This window comes from Nonomuraea sp. NPDC049646 (assembly GCF_044465525.1).
Classification (GTDB): Bacteria; Actinomycetota; Actinomycetes; order Streptosporangiales; family Streptosporangiaceae; genus Nonomuraea.
Window position 1 is genome coordinate 587682 of record NZ_JBITLU010000004.1, and the last position, 18144, is coordinate 605825.

The 18144-nt window shown below is 71.8% G+C and carries 12 protein-coding genes; 6 read left to right on the forward strand and 6 right to left on the reverse strand.

Annotated features, from left to right (window positions below):
• Window positions 1-116: 116 nt before the first annotated feature.
• From ACIBQ8_RS15175 to ACIBQ8_RS15185, 3 genes are all read right to left on the reverse strand, one after another.
• Window positions 117-1451, reverse strand: a complete 1335-nt coding sequence (locus ACIBQ8_RS15175) for a xylan 1,4-beta-xylosidase (protein WP_397175936.1) — start codon at window positions 1449-1451, stop codon at window positions 117-119.
• A gap of 205 nt (window positions 1452-1656) precedes the next feature.
• Window positions 1657-3237 carry a carbohydrate binding domain-containing protein gene (locus ACIBQ8_RS15180; protein WP_352325889.1) on the reverse strand — a complete coding sequence of 527 codons (1581 nt, stop codon included), beginning with the start codon at window positions 3235-3237 and terminating at the stop codon, window positions 1657-1659.
• 165 nt (window positions 3238-3402) lie between these two features.
• Window positions 3403-6972 (reverse strand): discoidin domain-containing protein, encoded by a 3570-nt coding sequence (locus ACIBQ8_RS15185; RefSeq protein WP_397192199.1) that lies wholly within the window; start codon window positions 6970-6972, stop codon window positions 3403-3405.
• A 235-nt stretch (window positions 6973-7207) separates the two neighbouring features.
• Here ACIBQ8_RS15185 and ACIBQ8_RS15190 point away from each other — a divergent pair, with 235 nt between their 5' ends.
• The 5 genes from ACIBQ8_RS15190 to ACIBQ8_RS15210 all read left to right on the forward strand — a co-directional run bounded on the left by ACIBQ8_RS15190 (window position 7208) and on the right by ACIBQ8_RS15210 (window position 13221).
• A complete protein-coding gene (locus ACIBQ8_RS15190) occupies window positions 7208-8200 on the forward strand; it encodes a LacI family DNA-binding transcriptional regulator (protein WP_397175939.1) in 993 nt (330 codons plus the stop codon).
• 141 nt (window positions 8201-8341) lie between these two features.
• Window positions 8342-9715, forward strand: a complete 1374-nt coding sequence (locus tag ACIBQ8_RS15195; protein WP_397175941.1) for an ABC transporter substrate-binding protein — start codon at window positions 8342-8344, stop codon at window positions 9713-9715.
• 71 nt (window positions 9716-9786) lie between these two features.
• Complete coding sequence (locus ACIBQ8_RS15200; protein WP_352325894.1) at window positions 9787-10707, forward strand: sugar ABC transporter permease; 921 nt, start codon at window positions 9787-9789, stop codon at window positions 10705-10707.
• Between the two features lie 2 nt (window positions 10708-10709).
• Window positions 10710-11669: a carbohydrate ABC transporter permease gene (locus ACIBQ8_RS15205; protein ID WP_397192200.1), complete on the forward strand. Its 960-nt coding sequence runs from the start codon at window positions 10710-10712 to the stop codon at window positions 11667-11669.
• Window positions 11670-11703: 34 nt separating this feature from the next.
• Window positions 11704-13221 (forward strand): glycoside hydrolase family 13 protein, encoded by a 1518-nt coding sequence (locus ACIBQ8_RS15210; RefSeq protein ID WP_397192201.1) that lies wholly within the window; start codon window positions 11704-11706, stop codon window positions 13219-13221.
• A 100-nt stretch (window positions 13222-13321) separates the two neighbouring features.
• Here the strand turns inward: ACIBQ8_RS15210 and ACIBQ8_RS15215 are convergent, their stop codons facing one another.
• Window positions 13322-14302 (reverse strand): endonuclease/exonuclease/phosphatase family protein, encoded by a 981-nt coding sequence (locus ACIBQ8_RS15215; protein ID WP_397192249.1) that lies wholly within the window; start codon window positions 14300-14302, stop codon window positions 13322-13324.
• 47 nt (window positions 14303-14349) lie between these two features.
• Complete coding sequence (locus ACIBQ8_RS15220) at window positions 14350-16659, reverse strand: protein kinase (RefSeq protein ID WP_397192202.1); 2310 nt, start codon at window positions 16657-16659, stop codon at window positions 14350-14352.
• 135 nt (window positions 16660-16794) lie between these two features.
• Here ACIBQ8_RS15220 and ACIBQ8_RS15225 point away from each other — a divergent pair, with 135 nt between their 5' ends.
• Window positions 16795-17265: a PPOX class F420-dependent oxidoreductase gene (locus ACIBQ8_RS15225; protein WP_397175949.1), complete on the forward strand. Its 471-nt coding sequence runs from the start codon at window positions 16795-16797 to the stop codon at window positions 17263-17265.
• A 34-nt stretch (window positions 17266-17299) separates the two neighbouring features.
• Here ACIBQ8_RS15225 and ACIBQ8_RS15230 read toward each other — a convergent pair whose 3' ends face one another.
• The gene (locus ACIBQ8_RS15230; protein WP_397175951.1) at window positions 17300-18106 is read right to left on the reverse strand and encodes an alpha/beta fold hydrolase; all 807 of its coding nucleotides are present in this window, start codon (window positions 18104-18106) and stop codon (window positions 17300-17302) included.
• Between the last annotated feature and the right edge of the window lie 38 nt (window positions 18107-18144).

Sequence of the window (18144 nt, forward strand, 5' to 3'; positions counted from 1 at the left end):
TCGGTGGATTTACTCGGGATCTTGCGCATCCTGTCAAGGCGAGTCAGCCGGAGCAATGGCGGCCGTCATACCGGACCGCCATCTCGCCCGTGTGATCGCCGCCGCGCCGCCCGCGGCTAGCGGCCGCTCCACTTGATCTCGTACGGCTTGAGCGTCAGTTCCTTGCCGTCGACCGTCGTGGTGACCTGCTTGCCCGTGGTGTTGACCGCGAGGAGCTGCTCGGGCTGGGCCAGCACCCGGACCCGCCGGTCGGAGGAGGTGACCGGCTCCAGCTCGGCCCCCGCGGGGAACCAGCGGGTGAAGTCGGCGACCAGCTTGCCGGTGGGCATCAGCGCGCCCGTGCGCGGCTCCCACATGCAGGCCCGGCACTCGCCGTCCTTGGCCTGCGGGTTCCAGTACAGGGCGGTGCTCGCGCCGCTCTGGGCGAACTCCATCATCGAGACGGCCTGCACGGCCAGCCGCATGGGCTCGTCCCAGACGGTGCCGTCCTCGGGCACGAAGTACCACTCCGACCACCACACCGGCAGGTCGCCGGTCTTCTCGCGCAGCCACCTGGTGATCGCGCCGAACTTGCCCAGGGCGCCGAACGCGTCGGGCAGCAGCTCGTGGGTCTCGGTGGGGGAGGCGCCGTCCACGACGACGAAGTCGGCGCCCTTCTTGTGCTTGAACCAGTACTCGAAGGCGTCGAGGGCGTGCTGGTTGACCGCTCCCCACGGCCCGCGCAGCTCGGTGTCGCCCTTGCTGTCGCTGTCGAAGCCCAGGTACGGCCCGCCGATCTTGGCGTCCGGCCGGACCGCCTTCACCGCGTCGTACACCTTGTTGTACAGCTCGGTGTAACCCTTGTAGTCCGCGGGCTTCCTGTGGTCGCGCCAGAAGCCCTTGAACTCGTTCCAGACCATGAAGTACTTCACGTCCCGGTAGCGCTCGGCCACGGTCGCCGCCAGCTTGGCGAAGTCGTCGAAGTGCTCCGGGTACGGCGCGTCCTCCAGGTGCTCCTTCCAGGCCGACTCCTCGGTCGGGCCCTCGGGGCCGCCCTTCATCCAGTCGGGGGCGCAGCACAGCGTGATGACGCCGGTGCCGCCGGACTCCCGCATGAAGTTCGTCCGGCTGTCGAGGTCCTCCCAGAAGTACTCGCCCCGCCGCGGCTCGGGGTTGAGCGCCCCGAAGCCCATGATGTGCTGGTTCTGCAGCATCGGGGTCTCCGACAGCGCGCGGGCGACCTCCTGCTCCAGGCGCGGGGTGATGTTGTTGGCGCTGACGCCGGTGTGGGTCAGGCCCCAGCGCGGCCAGCCGGCGTCCACGGGCGGCGGCTTCGGCGCCTCGGCGGTGGCGGCGGGCGAGGACGCCGGCGGCGGCTGGGCGCCGGTGGTCTCCTGGTCGGCGGTGGCGCCGAGGGAGCAGCCGGCCGCGAGCAGCGCCATGGCGGCGAACCCCGCGACACAGGTGGCCAACCGGCCAGAACGCCGCCCCGCCGTCCGCCCGCTTACTGTTGACACCTGAATCCCCACCTGGTTCTCGGCGCTTTTTGCCTAGAGCGTTCCATGCCCCCGCAAACGCGGCAAACCAGCGGGCCGGATTCACAGCCAAGCGTTATCTCGCGGACACGGCGGCGCTTCCGGCGCCCCTGGCGCGCCGGAAGGCCGCCGCGTCCTGTCCCTAGCGGCCCTGCAGGCCCTTGACGTTGTCCCCGAACGTCCAGCCCTTGGAGCCGTCCCAGTTGATCGACCAGGTCATCAGGCCCTTGAGCTGGCCGTTGAAGGCGTTCCAGCCCTGCGACACCAGCGAGGGGGCCATGTAGCCGCCGCCGGCGCCCGGCTGCGCGGGCAGGCCCGGCACCTGCTTGTCATAGGGCACGGTGATCGTCGTGCCCTGGATGGTCAGGCCGTTGTTCAGGCAGGTGGTCTGGACGGTGAAGCCCTGCACGGTCCCGGCGGAGTAGGAGTCGCCGGAGCAGCCGTACATGCTGCCGTTGTAGTACTGCATGTTCAGCCACCACAGGCGGCCGTTGTCGGCGTACTTCTTGATGATCGGCAGGTACGCGCCCCAGATCGACCCGTACGTCACGCTGCCGCCCGTCACGTAGGCCGTCTCCGGCGCCATGGTCAGGCCGAACCCGGCCGGCATCTGGGCGAGCACGCCGTCGATGATCCGGATGAGGTTCGACTGCGAGGCGGAGAGCTGGGTGATGCTGCCGCCGCCGGTCAGGCCGGTCTCGATGTCGATGTCGATGCCGTCGAAGTTGTACTTCTTCAGGATCGGCACGACGGTCGCCACGAACCGGTCGGCGACGGCGCTGGAGCCGAGGTCGATGCCGGCCGCCGCGCCGCCGATGGACATGAGGATCGTCGCGCCCGCGGCCTTGGCCTGGCACATCTCGGCCGGGGTGGCGACCTTGACGGTGGCGTCCATGCCGTCCTCCCACAGCACGGTGCCATCGGAGCGGATGACGGGGAACGCGGCGTTGATCACGTTGTAGCCGTGCGCCTTGATGCGCGGGTCGGTGATCGGGATCCAGCCGAGCGGCGGGTGCACGCCGTTGATCGCGCCGTCCCAGTTCTCCCAGTAGCCCTGGATCACCTTGCCCGCCGGACGCGGCTTGGTCGGGCAGGTGGTGTCGGTCGGCGTCACCGTGGGCGTCACGGTGGGCGTCACCGTCGGGGTGACGGTGGGCGTCACGGTCGGGGTGACGGTGGGCGTCACGGTCGGGGTCACCGTCGGGGTCACGGTCGGCGTGATCGTGGGGGAGGCGGTGCCGCCGGGGCCGTCGAAGCTGACGTCGTCGGCGTAGTAGGTGCCCTGCCCGTACCAGCCGTGCAGGAAGATGACCGCGGTGCTCTGGCTCGCGGTGGTCGTGAACGACACGGTGAGCTGCGTGTACGCCCCCGCCGACGACGTCCAGGACGAGGAGCCGCCGGTCACGCCGAGGTAGACGTAGCTGCCGCGCACCCACGCGCTCAGCGTGTACGTCGTGCTCGGCCGCACCGACACCGACTGGGTGCACTGCGCGGTGTCGGACCCGCTGGCCGCCGCGGCCAGCGCCTTGGTGCCGGAGTGGACGGGGGTGGAGACCACCGATCCCAGGCCGCCGGTGCACGACCACGGCGACAGGGATCCGGTCTCGAAGTCCGGGTTGGTGAGGAGGTTGGCCGCCTGGGCGGAGGTCTGGACGACGAGGACGCCCAGTGCCGCCAGGACGGAGGCCAGCAGCACGACGAGGAGACGGCGCGTTCGCTTCATGGTGGACAACCCTTTCGTCGCCCGAGCGCGGGCCCGCGACCAGCGGGTTCATCGGATTATGTAAAGAAACTTTAAAGTTGTCCACGGAGCTTGCATACCATTTGGGTCATATCGCGGACGTGCCGTCCGGGCCCCCGCGGACCCGGACGGCACCTCGGGACGGGCTCAGTTCACGTTGAGCGTGAACGTGCTCGTCGTGTTGCGGATGTTCGTCGCGTTGTCGCTCAGCCGCAGATTGCCGAACGTCGCCGAGCCGACCGCCGGGCCCTGCCCCGGCTCGGGCAGCTCGTTGACCCAGATGCCGAAGCCCGACTTGGCGTCGAAGGCGTCGCCGCTGCGGTGCGCCCCCGAGATCGACACGTTCGTGAACACGGTGTCGGTGACCGGGTTCAGCGGCGTGCTCGGGCTGGAGTAGCCGGTCTGGAACATGATCCCGCTGTAGGTCGGGTCCACGATGTCCACGTCGGTGACGCGGATCGCGGTGAACTTCTTGGAGGCGGAGAAGATCCACATCGCCGGGAACGTCTGCTGGCCCCAGAAGTGCCCGCCGGAGCGGACGATCGAGATGTTCTCGAACTTGGTCTGGCCCGGCCCGAAGTCCCGCATCGGGATGCCGAAGTCGAGCGAGCTGATCGTGATGCCCGAGTAGACCAGGGTGTCGGCGATGTAGGCGTTGCGCACGACGTTGTTCTGGCCGCCGTACACCGCGACGCCCGCCGCCCGCCAGGTCAGCAGCGAGGTGATGTTCTCGAAGACGTTGCCCGACTGGTCGGCGTTGACGTTGTCGATCGCCGCGAACAGCGCGAAGCTGTCGTCGCCGGTGGCCCGGGTCTCGACGTTGGTGATCAGGTTGTTCGTGCTGCCGTTGGTGAAGTTCGCGCCGTCGGCGAAGGTGTTCCTGATGCGCGAGTTCCTGATCGTGACGTGGTCGACGTTCGTGCCCCAGAACATGCAGATCTGGTGCTCGACCCAGATGTCGTCGATCGTGATGTTGGAGACCTTCGACAGGTCGAAGATCTTGCCGGGGCCGTCGATGCGCGAGGTGTAGTTGCCGAAGTGGGCGAACCCGGCGAACGTCGAGCCGTTCGACGACGCCTCGGTGCGCCAGCCGACGTCGGTGCCGTCCTGGCCCGAGGGCGAGACGAACCTGGTGTACCAGGGGCCCGCGCCGACCACCTTGACGGCCTTGCCGTACACCTGGAACTTGCCCGTCGTCTGGTACGTGCCCGCGGGCAGGTAGACGCCGGTCAGGTTGCTGTCCTGGCGCGCCTTGTCCAGGGCGTTCTGCACGTCCTGCTGGGAGAAGCCGGCCGGCACGGCGTAGTGCGCGGGGTCGGGGTTGGCGGCCGGCGAGACCTGCTCCAGGCTGACGAAGTCGATGGCGTAGGTCGTGCCGTTGGCCGGGTCCTTCTGCAGCCTGATCCTGCTGCCCTTGGGGACCGTGGCGTTCAGCATGACGTTGGCCTCGTCGTAGATGTGGCGGGCCGGCCCGGCGCCGGGGGAGTTGCCGGGGCTCGCCTCCGCGCCGTACAGCCAGGCGTACTTCGAGGTCAGGTCGATGGCCTTGTGGAAGGCGCCGTCGACGTAGATGTTCAGGGTCGAGCTCGTGCCGCCGCCGCCCGGGGCGTCCGGGATGGAGAAGCGGGTGACCAGGGTGTTGGTGTCGGCCTTGGTGGTCCACTCGACGTAGGAGCCGGTCTGGTTCAGCGTCACCGCGCGGCGGCCGGACGCCTCGCCGGCCACCGTGCCGACGTCCCTGCTCGGGCCGACGACCTGCGCGCCGCCGCCGGTCACGCCGTCCTCGGCCTCGTAGGTGTCGTACGGCATGTTCGCGCCGCGGCCGACGAAGAGCTGCTGGACGCTGGTGTTGTTGGCCTGCTTGACCGGCAGCTCGTTGGCGTCGTTCGCGATGACGGTCTTCACGGTGTACCGGCCGCCCGCGGCCGTCCAGGTGCCCAGGGACACGGGGGCGGTGGTGGCGCCGGCGGCGATCGCGCCGCTGTGGGCGCCGGTCAGCGTCCTGACGACCGTGCCCGCCTCGTTCGCGACGGTCAGCGTGACGCCGTGCGCGCCGGCGGCGGAGGCCACCGTGCCCTGGTTCCTGATCGCGACCGAGAAGGCGACCGTGCTGCCGGCGGGCGGGTTGCCCGGCGTCCAGGAGACCGGCGAGGCGACCAGGTCGGAGGTGTCCACCGGCTTGACGACCAGCGGGGACGGGCCGGTGAGGGAGTTGTTGGACTCGTTCTGCTCGATGACGGCCCCGGCGTCGTCGGCCTTGGCGGTGACCGGGTAGCTGCCGGCGTCCCGGGCGCCGATGTTCGCGGTCACGGTCGCCGAGGCGCCCGCGGCCAGCGCGCCCACGTTCGCGGTGGCGACCTTTCCGGCGCCGAGGGAGAAGGCGACGTCGGTCGCGCCCGACGCCGCGTTGCCGGCGTTCCTGACCACGGCCGACAGCGTGACCGCGTCGGTCTCCACCGGCGCCTGCGGCGACCAGGACAGCGAGGTCACGGTCAGGTCGGGGTTCGGCGCGGGCACGCCCATGACCTGGAGCTCGGCCACCTGCCCCGCCGGGGCCCCGGTGTTGGCCGTGAACGACAGCCGCACGTCGGCCACCCGCGCGCCGACCGGCACCGTCACCGTGTTGCCCGAGCCCGGGTCGAACGTGTACGCCGCCGAGGACACCAGGTTCGTGAACCCCGAGGCGCCCTGCTCCCTGCCGAGCACCTGGAACGTCTGGGTGCGGGTGCTCCACACGGCGGCCGGGTCCAGCCTGACCACGACCGAGGAGACGTCGGCGTTCGCGCCGAGCTGCACGGTCAGCGTGTTCGGATAGCTGCCGCCCGCGCCCTCCCAGTACGTCGTCACGCTGTTGTCGTTGGCGTTGGCGGCGACGTAGGTGTGCACGGAGGAGGAGGCGGTGATCGGCTTGCCGGCGGCCAGGTTGGAGCCGCCGCCGCCGCTGCCGACGCGGGTGACGGTGTTGCTCGCCGGGGACTGGTTGCCCGCCGCGTCCCTGGCCTTGACCTGGTAGGAGACCGTCAGCGTGCCGGGCTGGGCGTCGGTGTAGGTCAGCACGTTCCCGGCGACGCTGCCGCGCAGCGCGTTGTTGGCGTAGACGTCGTAGCCGGTCACGCCCACGTTGTCGGTGGCGGCGGTCCAGGTCAGCCTGATCTGCCCGGCGACCGGCTCGGTGTAGGCCAGCCCGCCGGGCGCGGACGGGGCCTGGGTGTCGCCCGAGCCGGGGCCGCGCACCTCGAACTCGGAGACCTGGGCGGCGGGCCAGCCGGTGTTGGCGGTGACGGTCACCCGGACGTACCGGACGGTCGCCGCGGTGAAGGTGATCGTCGCCGCCGGGGCGAACGTGCGCGCGGCCGAGGCCGAGAGCGTCGTGAGCGGCGAGCCTTCGGTGCCGCCCTGCACCGTCAGCGTCTGCGTCCTGGACTCCCACGCGGCGGGCAGCTTCAGGGTCACCTCGTTCACGCTGACGGCCGAGCCGAGGTCCACCTGGATCCACTGGGGGAAGGCGTTGTTGGCGCTCTCCCAGTAGGTGGCCTGGTCGCCGTCGGTGGCGTTGCCGCCGCCGTAGACGTCGGTGGTGCTGCTCACCGTGACCGGTTTGCCGGCCGCCAGGTTCGGGCCCGCGGCCGCGGCCGGTGGGGCCGTCCAGCCGATCAGGGCCAGGGCGACGGCCACGGCCGCCGCGAGCGGTCGTAAGAGGGAGGGCTTGCGTCTCATGGGGGGTGTCACCTCTCGTCGGGCTGGGAGGGTTGCCCGCACCTTAAGTTGACTCATAGAAATCCGCAATGTTTCTACTTCGTTTCGCAAATAATCGACTGCCGCGTGATTTCACGGGCCTGGTGAACGAAGCAGGTCGTGAGCCCTGCGACAGCGACGGAAACCGCACACATCGCCCGCAAGGACGGGCGCAAGCTGTTGCAAGTCTTTGCGGGAATGGTCGTATAGTTTGCGCATGACCCGACGACTCGGAGACGTGGCCAAGAAGGTCGGCATGAGCGAGGCGACCGTGAGCCGGGTGCTCAACGGCAAGCCCGGCGTGTCGGAGGCCACCAGGGAGGCCGTGCTCACGGCCCTCGACGTGCTCGGGTACGAGCGCCCCACCCGGCTCCGCGGCGACCGCGCCCGGCTGGTCGGCCTGGTGCTGCCCGAGCTGCAGAACCCGATCTTCCCGGCGTTCGCCGAGGTCGTCGGCGGCGCCCTGGCCCAGCAGGGCTTCACCTCCGTGCTCTGCACCCGCACGGTCGGCGGGGTGAGCGAGGCCGACTACGTCAGCCTCCTGCTCTCCCAGCAGGTCAGCGGCGTGGTCTTCGCCGGCGGCCACTACGCCCAGGCCGACGCCTCCCATGAGCACTACGAGCTGCTCTCCGAGCGCAAGCTGCCGACCGTCCTGGTCAACGCCGCCGTCGAGCACCTGGGGTTCCCGCAGGTGTCGGCCGACGACGTGGTGGCCGCCGAGATCGCGCTCGGCCACCTGCGCAGCCTCGGTCACGAGCGGGTCGGCCTGGTGCTCGGGCCGCGCGACCACGTGCCGTCCCGGCGCAAGCTCGCCGCCGTGGCGGGCCAGGTCGATCCCGCGCTGGTCGAGCACAGCATGTACTCGCTGGAGGGCGGCCACGCGGCGGCCGCCAGGCTGGTCGCCAGGGGCGTGACCGGCATCGTGTGCGCCAGCGACATGCTCGCGCTCGGCGCGGTGCGGGCCGTGCGCAGGGCCGGCCTGTCGGTGCCGGAAGACGTCTCGGTCGTCGGGTTCGACGACTCGGCCCTGATGAACTGCACCGACCCGCCGCTGACCACCGTGCGCCAGCCGATCGACGCCATGGGCCGGGCCGCCGTCGACCTGCTCATCGCGCAGATCGACAAGCACGTGGTGCCCGCCGACGAGCTGCTCTTCGACCCGGAGCTGGTGGTCAGGGCCTCGACGGGACGGGTTCGCGGCTCGTCCTGAGAGCGTCTTCCGGTGACCTAGTCGTTATCTTGCAATCACATGTCGAAACATTGCGGACATCTGAGCGATCTGCCATTGTGAGCGCACAGCGGGGCGCCTCACCGTCCCCCGGCTTCGTCAAGCTTCGGAAGGGTCAGATCGATGAAGAGATCGGACTATCGCAGGACTGTGGGGCTGCTCGTGGCGGCAGGCCTGAGCATGAGCGCCGTGGCCTGCGGCAGTGGCGACGACACCGAGCCCGGGGCGCAGGGCAGCGCCTCGGGCGCCGCGCAGGTGAGCATCACCGTCGCCTGCCAGCCCGCGAAGTCCGCCCCCAAGGAGCGGCAGGCCTGGGACGACGACGTGGCCGCGTTCATGAAGGCCAACCCCGGCGTGACGGTCAAGAGCACCGACCAGCAGCCCTGCTTCGACCCCAAGACCTTCGGCCCGAAGCTGGCCGGCGGCCAGATGGAGACCGTGTTCGTGGTGCCGGTCACCAACTACGGCGACGTGATCGCCAAGGGCCAGGGCCTGGACATCACGCCGTACACCGGTGAGATCAAGAACTGGAACGACCTGCGCCAGGACGTCCGCGACCTGGTCACCAAGGACGGCAAGGTCTACGGCGTCCCCAACGTCCACTACAGCGTCGGCCTGGTCTACAACCGGGCGCTGTTCACCAAGGCCGGGCTCGACCCCAACAGCCCGCCCAAGACCTGGGCCGAGGTCCGCGAGGCGGCCAAGAAGATCGCCGCGCTCGGCGGCGGCGTCATCGGCTACGGCGAGTACTCCGGCGGCAACACCGGCGGCTGGCACTTCAACCAGGCCCTGTACGGCCGCGGCGGCGACATGGTCTCGGCCGACGGCAGGACCGCCGCGTTCAACTCGCCCGAGGGCAAGGCCGTGCTGCAGTTCCTCAAGGACCTGCGCTGGGTGGACAAGAGCACCGGCGCCAAGCTGTTCAACGCCTGGGAGCCCCTCATGCAGGCCATGGGCTCGGGCAAGGTCGGCATGATGCTCGGCGCCCCCGACGTCGTCACCGACGTGGTCAACAAGTTCAAGGGCGCCGCCACCGACTACGGCATCACCGGCTTCCCCGAGGCCAAGGCGTCGCTGAGCGGCGGCGAGGCGTTCTTCGTCAACCCCAAGGCCACGCCCGAGCAGGCCAAGGCCGGTCTGGCCTGGGTGAACTTCCGCTTCAACACCGTCGGCAAGGGCCGCTTCGACTTCGCCCGCGGCAAGTCGCTCGGCAACCCGGTCGGCGTGCCCGACAACGACGTCTACGGCGCCTCGCCCACCGGCAAGGCCATCCAGGACGCCCGCAAGGCCAACGCCACCCTGCCGGTGGAGAACTACCAGCCGTACGTGGACGCCTCGGCCACCATCCCGCCCAAGATGGAGCCGCCGCACGCCCAGGAGCTCTACGCCATCCTCGACGTCGCCATGTCGGCCGTGCTGAGCCGCGAGGACGCCGACGTCGACCAGCTCCTCGCGGACGCCGAGACCAAGGCGAACGCCATGCTCGGCAAGGGCTGAGCGGAACGTGAGACCGGGGCGCCGCACCCGCCGGCGCCCCGGTACGTCGAGTCGGTGATCGGAGACACCCCATGAGCATTGCGACCGCCGGAGCCGCGCGACGGCCGAGGCCGCCCTCGCCGTTGCGCCGGGCGTTGCGCAGGAACCTGACGGCCTACGGGTTCATGGTCGGGGCGCTGTTCTGCTTCGTCCTGTTCTCCTGGTATCCCATCGTCCAGGAGTTCATCCTCAGCTTCCAGAAGACCGACCTGGTCAACGAGCCGGAGTGGGTCGGGCTGGACAACTTCAGGGCCGCCTTCGCCGACCCCGCCTTCGGGCCCGCGTGGCTGAACACGCTCATGTTCACCGTCCTCGCGCTGGTGCTGGGCTACGGGCTGCCGTTCGCGGTGGCGATCCTGCTCAACGAGCTCCGCCACTGCCGGGCCTACCTGCGGTTCGTGGTGTACCTGCCGGTCATGCTGCCCCCGGCCGTCGCGGTGCTGCTCTTCCGCTGGTTCTACGACCCCGACGTCGGCCTGTTCAACCAGATCCTCGGCTTCTTCTCGCTGCCCGGACTCAACTGGATCTACTCGACCGACACCGCGCTGCTCTGCCTGGTGCTCGTCTCGACCTGGATGAACATGGGCTCGGCGACCCTGATCTACCTCGCCGCGCTGCAGAACATCCCGCCCGACCTCTATGAGGCCGCCGAGCTCGACGGCGCCGGCGTGTGGAAGCGGATCAGGCACATCACGATCCCGCAGACCCGGCTGATCCTGCTGCTCATGCTGATGTTGCAGATCGTCGCGACCATGCAGGTGTTCATCGAGCCGTACCTGCTCACCGGCGGCGGCCCCGAGAACGCCACCGCCACCGTCGTCTTCCTGATGTTCCAGCAGGCGTTCACCTACAGCGACTACGGCGCGGGCGGCGCGCTCGGGATGATGCTCATGGTCGTCCTGCTCGCCTTCGCCGCCGTGCAGCTCCGGCTGACCCGCGAGGAGAAGGGCTGACCATGTCGAACGCCACCCTGCGCCGCCCCGCCGCGCCGCCCTCGCCGGAACGCCGGTCCAGGAGACGGCCGCCCAGACGCATCGAGGTGCAGTTCCGCACGATCATCTCCCCGCACCAGCTCAACAGCCGGTGGGGACGGCGGGTCTACTGGGCGGTCCTGGTCGCGACGGTCGTCACGTTCACGGTCGTGTTCCTCCTGCCGATGTACTGGATGATCACCGGCGCGCTGAAGTCGGCCGAGGAGTTCGCCCAGGTGCCGCCCACGCTCTTCCCGAAGGAGCTGAACTTCGGGAAGTTCCTGGAGTCGTGGGAGCTGTTCGACATCGGCACGCTGCTGAAGAACACCGTCCTGTACGCCGCCGGCGGCTGGCTGATCACCATGTCGGTCGACGTCGCCGCCGCGTACGCGCTGTCGAAGCTGCGCCCGGCGTTCGGCAACGTCATCCTCGGCGCCATGCTGGCCACCCTGATGATCCCGCCGATGGTCGTGCTCATCCCCACCTATCTCGCCATCCACGACGTGCCGATCCTCGGCTGGGACCTGCTGAACAACCCGTGGGGCCTGTGGCTGCCCGCCGCGGCCAACGGCTTCAACATCTTCCTGCTCAAGAGGTTCTTCGACTCCATCCCCCGCGAGCTGCTCGAAGCCGCTCAGATCGACGGCGGCGGCCCGTTCCGCATCCTGTGGTCGGTGGTGCTGCCGGTCTCCCGCCCGATCCTCGGCGTGACGTCGATCTTCACGATCGTCACCTCGTTCAAGGACTTCATCTGGCCGCTGCTCGTCATGAGCGACAGCGAGAAGATGACGCTCAGCGTGGGCCTGGCCCAGACCGCCGGGGCCGTGTCGCAGGACCAGGTCATGGGCGGCCTGGTGATCGCCAGCATCCCGACCGTCATCGTCTTCTTCATCTTCCAGCGGCACATCATGGCGGGACTCACCGCCGGCAGCCTCAAGGGCTGAGTGCCTCCACCTATGGCAAGGAGTTGTCTTCAGCATGTCCGAAACGTGGTGGCGGGGAGCCGCGATCTATCAGGTCTACCTGCGCAGCTTCGCCGACGGCAACGGTGACGGCGTGGGCGACCTGGCGGGGCTGCGGGCACGTTTGCCGTACCTGTCGGCGCTCGGGGTGAACGCGATCTGGCTCAACCCCTGGTATCCGTCGCCGCTGGCCGACGGCGGGTACGACGTGGCCGACTACCGGGACATCGATCCCGTGTTCGGCACCCTGGCCGAGGCGGAGGAGCTCATCGCCGAGGCCCACGGCCTGAACATCAGGATCATCATCGACGTGGTGCCGAACCACAGCTCGACCGCGAGCGCGTGGTTCCGGGAGGCGCTGCGCGACCCGTCCGTGCGCGACCGGTTCTGGTTCCGCGACGAGCCCGGCGAGTGGCAGTCGATCTTCGGCGGGCCCGCCTGGACCCAGGTGCCCGACGGCCAGTGGTACCTGCACCTGTTCGACCCCGGCCAGCCAGACCTCAACTGGACCAACCCGGACGTCCACCGCGAGTTCCACGACGTGCTGCGCTTCTGGTACGACCGCGGCGTGGACGGCATCCGCATCGACTCGGCCGCCCTGCTGGCCAAGCCCGCCGGCCTGACCGGCTCCTACGAGGACCTGGACGAGGTCCACGACGTCTACCGGAGCTGGCGCCTGATCAACGACGAGTACGACGGCCGCGTCCTGGTCGGCGAGGTCTGGCTGCCCGACCAGGAGCGCCTGGCTCGTTACCTGCGCTCCGACGAGCTGCACACCGTCTTCAACTTCCCGTTCCTGGCCTGCCCCTGGGAGCCCGCCGGCCTGCGCCAGGTGATCGAGCAGACCCTCGCCACCCACGTCCCGCTCGGCGCCCCGCCCACCTGGGTGCTGTCCAACCACGACGTCGCCCGCGTCGTCACCCGGTACGGCCGCGCCGACACCTCCTGGGACCACGCCGACCGCAGGGACGGCGCCCCCTCCGACCTGGAGCTCGGCTACCGCCGGGCGCGCGCGGCGGCGCTGCTGGCCATGGCGCTGCCCGGCGGCATCTACATCTACCAGGGCGAGGAGCTGGGCCTGCCGGAGGTGGACGACATCCCCGACGAGCTGCGCCAGGACCCGATGTGGCGGCGCTCGAACCACACGGTGAAGGGCCGCGACGGGTGCCGGGTGCCGCTGCCGTGGTCGGGCGACGAGCCGCCGTTCGGCTTCGGCACGGCCACGCCGTGGCTGCCGCAGCCGGACGCCTGGAACAAGCTCACCGTCGAGGCCCAGACCGCCGACCTGGGCTCGATGCTCAACCTCTACCGGGACGGGCTGCGCATCCGTGCCGAGCGGCTCGGCGACGGCACGCTCACCTGGCTCGACCTCGGGCCCGGCGTGCTCGCCTTCACCCGGGAGTCCGGCCTGACCTGCGTGGTCAACCTGGGCGCCGACCCGGTGCCGCTGCCCGCCCACGGCACGGTCCTGCTGGCCAGCGGCACCCTGGACGGCGACCGCCTGCCCAGCGACACGGCTGCCTGGCTGGCCTGACCCCGCCCCCGGCCCGTCCGGGTCCTCGCGCCGGTTCGGGGCCACGCGCCCGTCCGGGCCCCGCGTCCGGTTCGGTCCGGGCGCGGGGCCTCCGGGCGGGTCAGGTCTGGACGCGGAGGTCGGCGAAGAGGGCGCGGTGGTCGGAGCCGGGCAGGTCGATGACGCGCACGTCCACCGCCCGCGCCCGCCCGTCCGTCAGCACGTGGTCGATCGCCACCAGCGGCGGGATCCGGCGCATCGGCCACGTGGGGACCAGCCCCTTGCCGGTGGCCGCCGCCGCGTCGGCGTAGCCGGTGCCCAGCAGCCGCCGGAACACGGCGTGGTCCAGCGTGGCGTTGAAGTCCCCGGCCAGGATCCGCGGCGCGCCCGTGGACGGCGCGGGCGGCAGCGTCCCGACCCCCGCCTCCCACTCCGGCACCGTCGAGGGCACCGGCGCCACCGGATGCACGACCACCACCTCCACCGCGCCGCCGGGCAGCGCCGCCTCCACGACCGGCATGTGATGCCCGACCGGCTGGAACAGGCCGGTACGCTCGCGCAGCGGGTGGCGCGCGTACACGCCGCTGCCGACCGGCCCCCACGTCTCCGGCTTGGTGACCTGGTACGGCAGCAGCGTCTCCAGCCCGGCCGCGGCCAGCCGGTCGCGTTCCGCCCAGGTCAGCTCCTGGAGGCTGAGCACGTCCACGTCCAGCGTGCGGACCAGGTCGACGATCGTGCGGGCGTCGCCGCGGCCGCCGTTGAGGTTGGCGGTCAGCACGCGCAACGGGCGGCCGGCCGCGCCGTCCGTACCGCCGGCCAGGGCGCGCGGGAGCACCAGCCAGGCCAGGCACACGCACACCGCCAGCATGACCGCGACCGCCGCCCGGCTGCGGGCCAGCGCCGCCGCCCCCAGCATCAGCAGCGCCGCCACCCCGAAGTACGGCGTGAAGGACACCAGCGGGACCAGCAGGACGCCCGACTCCAGGCCGCCGAGCCGCACCGCCGTCCCCGCCGCGAACAGCACCGCGACCGCCGTCGCCAGCCGCCGCCTCCAGACCCGGCGCGGACGCGTCCGCACGGGCTCCTGCACCGCTTCGTCCATGAGCACAGCCCGAACCCTAGGCCGCGATTCTTAAACCTGGATGAGCGTCAGGCGGAACCGAGGCTCCACGCGCTCAGCAGGGCGTCGCCGCCGGCGCCCACGACCACGGGACGGCCCGCAAGCTCGGCCAGCGCCAGGGCCCGCACCTCGGCGCCCGGCCCAGGGCCCAGCTCCCCGACGACCTTGCCGTCGGTCAGGCTCCAGACGCGGACGACCGTCTCGCCGCCGCCCGGCGCGTGCGCGACGACCGCGACGGGCCTGCCGCCGAGCGCGCCCACGACCAGCGCGGACGCCCCCCGGTCGTCGGGGCTGCGGCGGCTGAAGTTCCACTTCTTCCTGCGCCTGCCGGTCGCCAGGTCGTAGACGCGCAGGGTGGCGTCGAGGTGCGTGGAGACCAGGATCGGACGGCCGTCCAGCTCCCCGCAGGCGAGCAGCTCGATGCCGCCGATCTCGCCGGTCTTGTAGGTGTGTGTCACCTTTCCGTCCGACAGGCGGCGGATCCGGACGCGGTTGGCGCCGTCGCCGGTGACCAGCACCTCGTCGTCGCCGAGGCGGCCGAACGCCAGGCCGTTGACGCCCTGGAAGTGGTCGGTGACGGCGGGGCCGATCTGGCGGCCGGTGGCGAGGTCCCACAGGCGGACGACGCTGTGCAGGTCCTTCAGGCTGTCGTACTTCTGGGTGACGGCGACCGCGCGTCCGGCGGTGGTGACGGCGATGACCGGGTCGGCCGCCTTCTTCCCGCCGAGGGCGCCGCCCGCCGGGTTCCACAGCCGCATCCCGCCGTCGTCGTGGCCGGAAGCGGCCTTGCCGTCGCCGCAGGCCACGGCGGTCGCGGCGGTGCCGCCGTCGCCGAGCCTGCGCACGGGCGCGGACGCCGGGCCGAGGTCCCAGACGAGCACCGCGCCCTTGGACGTGCCGCAGACGACGGTGGAGCCGGCGGCGGCCAGGACGGCCGGCGTCCCGCTGCCCGGCGGCAGCGCCACGGGCTCCCTGACGGGCGCGCCGAACGGCTCTGGGGACGGGGTGGTGGACGCCGTGGGGGACGTGCTGGGCGCCGGGCTCGTCGCGGCCGTCGTGGGCGTGCCCGTCGCCGTCGATGTGCCCGTCGCCGGCGGGCCGGTCGGGTCGCCGGTGGGGCGGGGGGACGGGTCGTCGGCGAGCCCGTTCGCGGGGCGCAGCAGAAGGAAAGCGGACGCCGCCGCAGCCACCGCGGCCGTCGCACCGCCCACCACCACGGCCCGCCGGCTCACCCGCCGCTCCGTACCCGGCCTGGTCGCCTCCCCATGAAACCCCGGCCCCGTCACCCCGGCCCCGGCAGGCGGAAGCGTCGCTCCAGGCCCGCGCGGCGGAACCGTCGCCCCGGCTCCGGGCGGGGGGATCGGCGCGCCGGGCGGAGGGGCCGTCGCCGGGCTTTCCGCGCGCATGTCCGGCCCGCCGCCGGCCCCCGGATGCGCCGCGGGCCCCTCGGAACGGAGGTGGGCCGACCCTGGGACGCCGGGCGGGTGCGGCGCGGCCGAGCCCGCGGCGGCGTGCGGGTGCGGCGTCGGCGAGCCGGGGGCGCTGATGAGGTGGCGGAGGAGGGCGGCGGGGGTGGGGCGGGCGGCAGGGTCCTTGGCGAGGCAGGACAGGATCGGGTCCACCAGGCGGGCCGGCACGTCCGTGAGGTCGGGCGTCCCGCTCATGACCTTGTGCAGGATGGCGGCGACCGTCTCACCCGCGTACGGCGGATGCCCGGTGGCCGCGAACACCATCGTCCCCGCCCAGCTGAACACGTCGGACGCCGGCCCGACCCGCTCGCCCGCGAACTGCTCGGGCGACATGTACGCCGGCGTCCCCATCGGCGCCGAGGCCTGCGTCGTCGCCCCCAGGGCCTTGGCGATGCCGAAGTCGATGACGATCGGACCCTCGGGCCCCATGAGCACGTTGCCCGGCTTGAAGTCGCGGTGCACGATCCCGGCCTCGTGGATGGCGGCCAGCGCGGTCAGCGTGGAGATCGCCAGCCGGTCCAGCGCGCCCCCCGTGCGCGGCCCCGACTCCCGGACGAGCCGTTGCAGGGTGTCGCCCGCGACGTACTCGCTGACGATGTACGGCCGCCCGTCGGCCACCCCCACGTCCAGCACGGCGGCCGTGCAGAACGCGGCCACCCGGCGCGCCGCCTCGGCCTCGCGCAGCAGGCCCCGGGTGACGTCGTCGTCCTGGGTCAGGTGGCTGTGCAGCAGCTTGATCGCGACCTCGCGGCCCGCGCCGTCGACGCCCTTGTAGACGACCCCCTGCCCGCCCGAGCCGAGCACGCCGAGCAGCCGGTGGTCGCCGATCCTGTCGGGGTCGCCGGGCCGGAGCGGACGGACTTCCGGCATTCCGCTCCTCCCCTCGGGCACGTACCGGCGGATGCCGGCGAACCACACCATAGGGCCGCAAAGGCGGGCCCCGGAAGCCGGGCCCGCGCCGGATGGCAGGATCGAAGCCGGCCCCGCACAGGAAAGGCGTCCCGCATGGCTCCCAGGATCGCGACCGCCCGCCGCGTCGACCTGCCCGAACTTCTCGACTTCCTCCGCCCCCGGCACCACGGCCTGCTCTCGACGACCCGCGCCGACGGGCGTCCCCAGCTCTCGCCGGTCTCGTGCGGGGTCGACGGCGAGGGCCGGATCGTGGTCTCCACCTACCCCGGGCGCGCCAAGGCCGCGAACGCCCGGCGCGACGAGCGCGTCTCGATGTGCGTCCTGTCCGACGACTGGGACGGCCCCTACGTCCAGGTGGACGGGCGAGGCGAGGTGCTGGACATGCCCGAGGCCCTCGACGCCCTGGTGGACTACTACCGGTGCATCGCCGGCGAGCATCCCGACTGGGAGGAGTACCGGCAGGCCATGCGCCGCCAGAACAAGTCGCTGATCCGGATCACGATCGACCGCTGGGGGCCGATCGCGACCGGCGGCTTCCCGCCGGACCTGACCCCCGGCGGCTGACCCGGCGGCCGGGCGCGGCGGCCGGGCGCGGGCGTCAGCGGGCCAGCACCTCGCGCAGCACGTCGGCGAACTCCTTCGGGCGCTCGACGAACCCGCCGTGCTCGCCGGGGAACACCACCGGCGGCGCGCCGAGCAGGCCGGCCAGCGCCTGCGAGGTGCGGTACGTGAGCAGGCCGCCCGACTCGGCCCCGACGCCCACGACGACGCGGGCCGGCCCGGCCGTCAGCGCCGCGATGTCGGGCACGTACCGGGTGGTGCCGCGCATCTCGTGCAGGAAGAAGTGGGTGGCGTCGGCCAGGTCCTGCTCGGGCGACTCGCTCGGCGGCGGGGCCGGGGCGTCCTCGCCGGTCTGGAAGCCCGCGGTCGCCATGAACTTGCCGAACGCCGCCCCCGGGCCCTCCCGGCGGAACGTCTCGACGATGTCGTCCACCTCGGCGCGGCGCCGGGCCGCGTCGGGCAGCAGCTCCAGCACGGGCGGCTCGTGCGCGACCAGGGTGCGCACGCGGGTGGGGTGGCGGGTGACCAGGGCGAGGCCGGTGACCGCGCCGCCGCTGCTGCCGAGCACGTCGGCCGACTCGGCGCCGAGCGCGTCGATGATCGCGACCGCGTCGTCGGCCCGCAGGTCGGGGGTGGAGTCCTGGCCGGGGTCGTCGAGCGTGCTGCCGGACACGCCGCGCGGGTCGTGGGTGACGACGGTGTGCTCGCCGGCCAGCTCCTCGGCCAGCGGGGCGAAGGGCGCGGCTGCCATCGGCGCGCCCACCAGCAGCAGCAGCGGGCCGCTGCCGCGGACGTGGTAGCGCAGGCGTCCGCCCGGGATGTCGAGGATGTGCGTGGTGCTCATCGGTGTGGGTCCTTCCGCGGAGTCGGCTGACACCAGGT

Bases quoted from the DNA above. Each gene is read 5' to 3' on its own strand.
- ACIBQ8_RS15180 (WP_352325889.1), bottom strand. From the start codon at position 3,237: ATGAAGCGAACGCGCCGTCTCCTCGTCGTGCTGCTGGCCTCCGTCCTG.
- ACIBQ8_RS15185 (WP_397192199.1), bottom strand. From the start codon at position 6,972: ATGAGACGCAAGCCCTCCCTCTTACGACCGCTCGCGGCGGCCGTGGCC.
- ACIBQ8_RS15190 (WP_397175939.1), top strand. From the start codon at position 7,208: ATGACCCGACGACTCGGAGACGTGGCCAAGAAGGTCGGCATGAGCGAG.
- ACIBQ8_RS15195 (WP_397175941.1), top strand. From the start codon at position 8,342: ATGAAGAGATCGGACTATCGCAGGACTGTGGGGCTGCTCGTGGCGGCA.
- ACIBQ8_RS15200 (WP_352325894.1), top strand. From the start codon at position 9,787: ATGAGCATTGCGACCGCCGGAGCCGCGCGACGGCCGAGGCCGCCCTCG.
- ACIBQ8_RS15205 (WP_397192200.1), top strand. From the start codon at position 10,710: ATGTCGAACGCCACCCTGCGCCGCCCCGCCGCGCCGCCCTCGCCGGAA.
- ACIBQ8_RS15210 (WP_397192201.1), top strand. From the start codon at position 11,704: ATGTCCGAAACGTGGTGGCGGGGAGCCGCGATCTATCAGGTCTACCTG.
- ACIBQ8_RS15215 (WP_397192249.1), bottom strand. From the start codon at position 14,302: ATGGACGAAGCGGTGCAGGAGCCCGTGCGGACGCGTCCGCGCCGGGTC.
- ACIBQ8_RS15220 (WP_397192202.1), bottom strand. From the start codon at position 16,659: ATGCCGGAAGTCCGTCCGCTCCGGCCCGGCGACCCCGACAGGATCGGC.
- ACIBQ8_RS15225 (WP_397175949.1), top strand. From the start codon at position 16,795: ATGGCTCCCAGGATCGCGACCGCCCGCCGCGTCGACCTGCCCGAACTT.
- ACIBQ8_RS15230 (WP_397175951.1), bottom strand. From the start codon at position 18,106: ATGAGCACCACGCACATCCTCGACATCCCGGGCGGACGCCTGCGCTAC.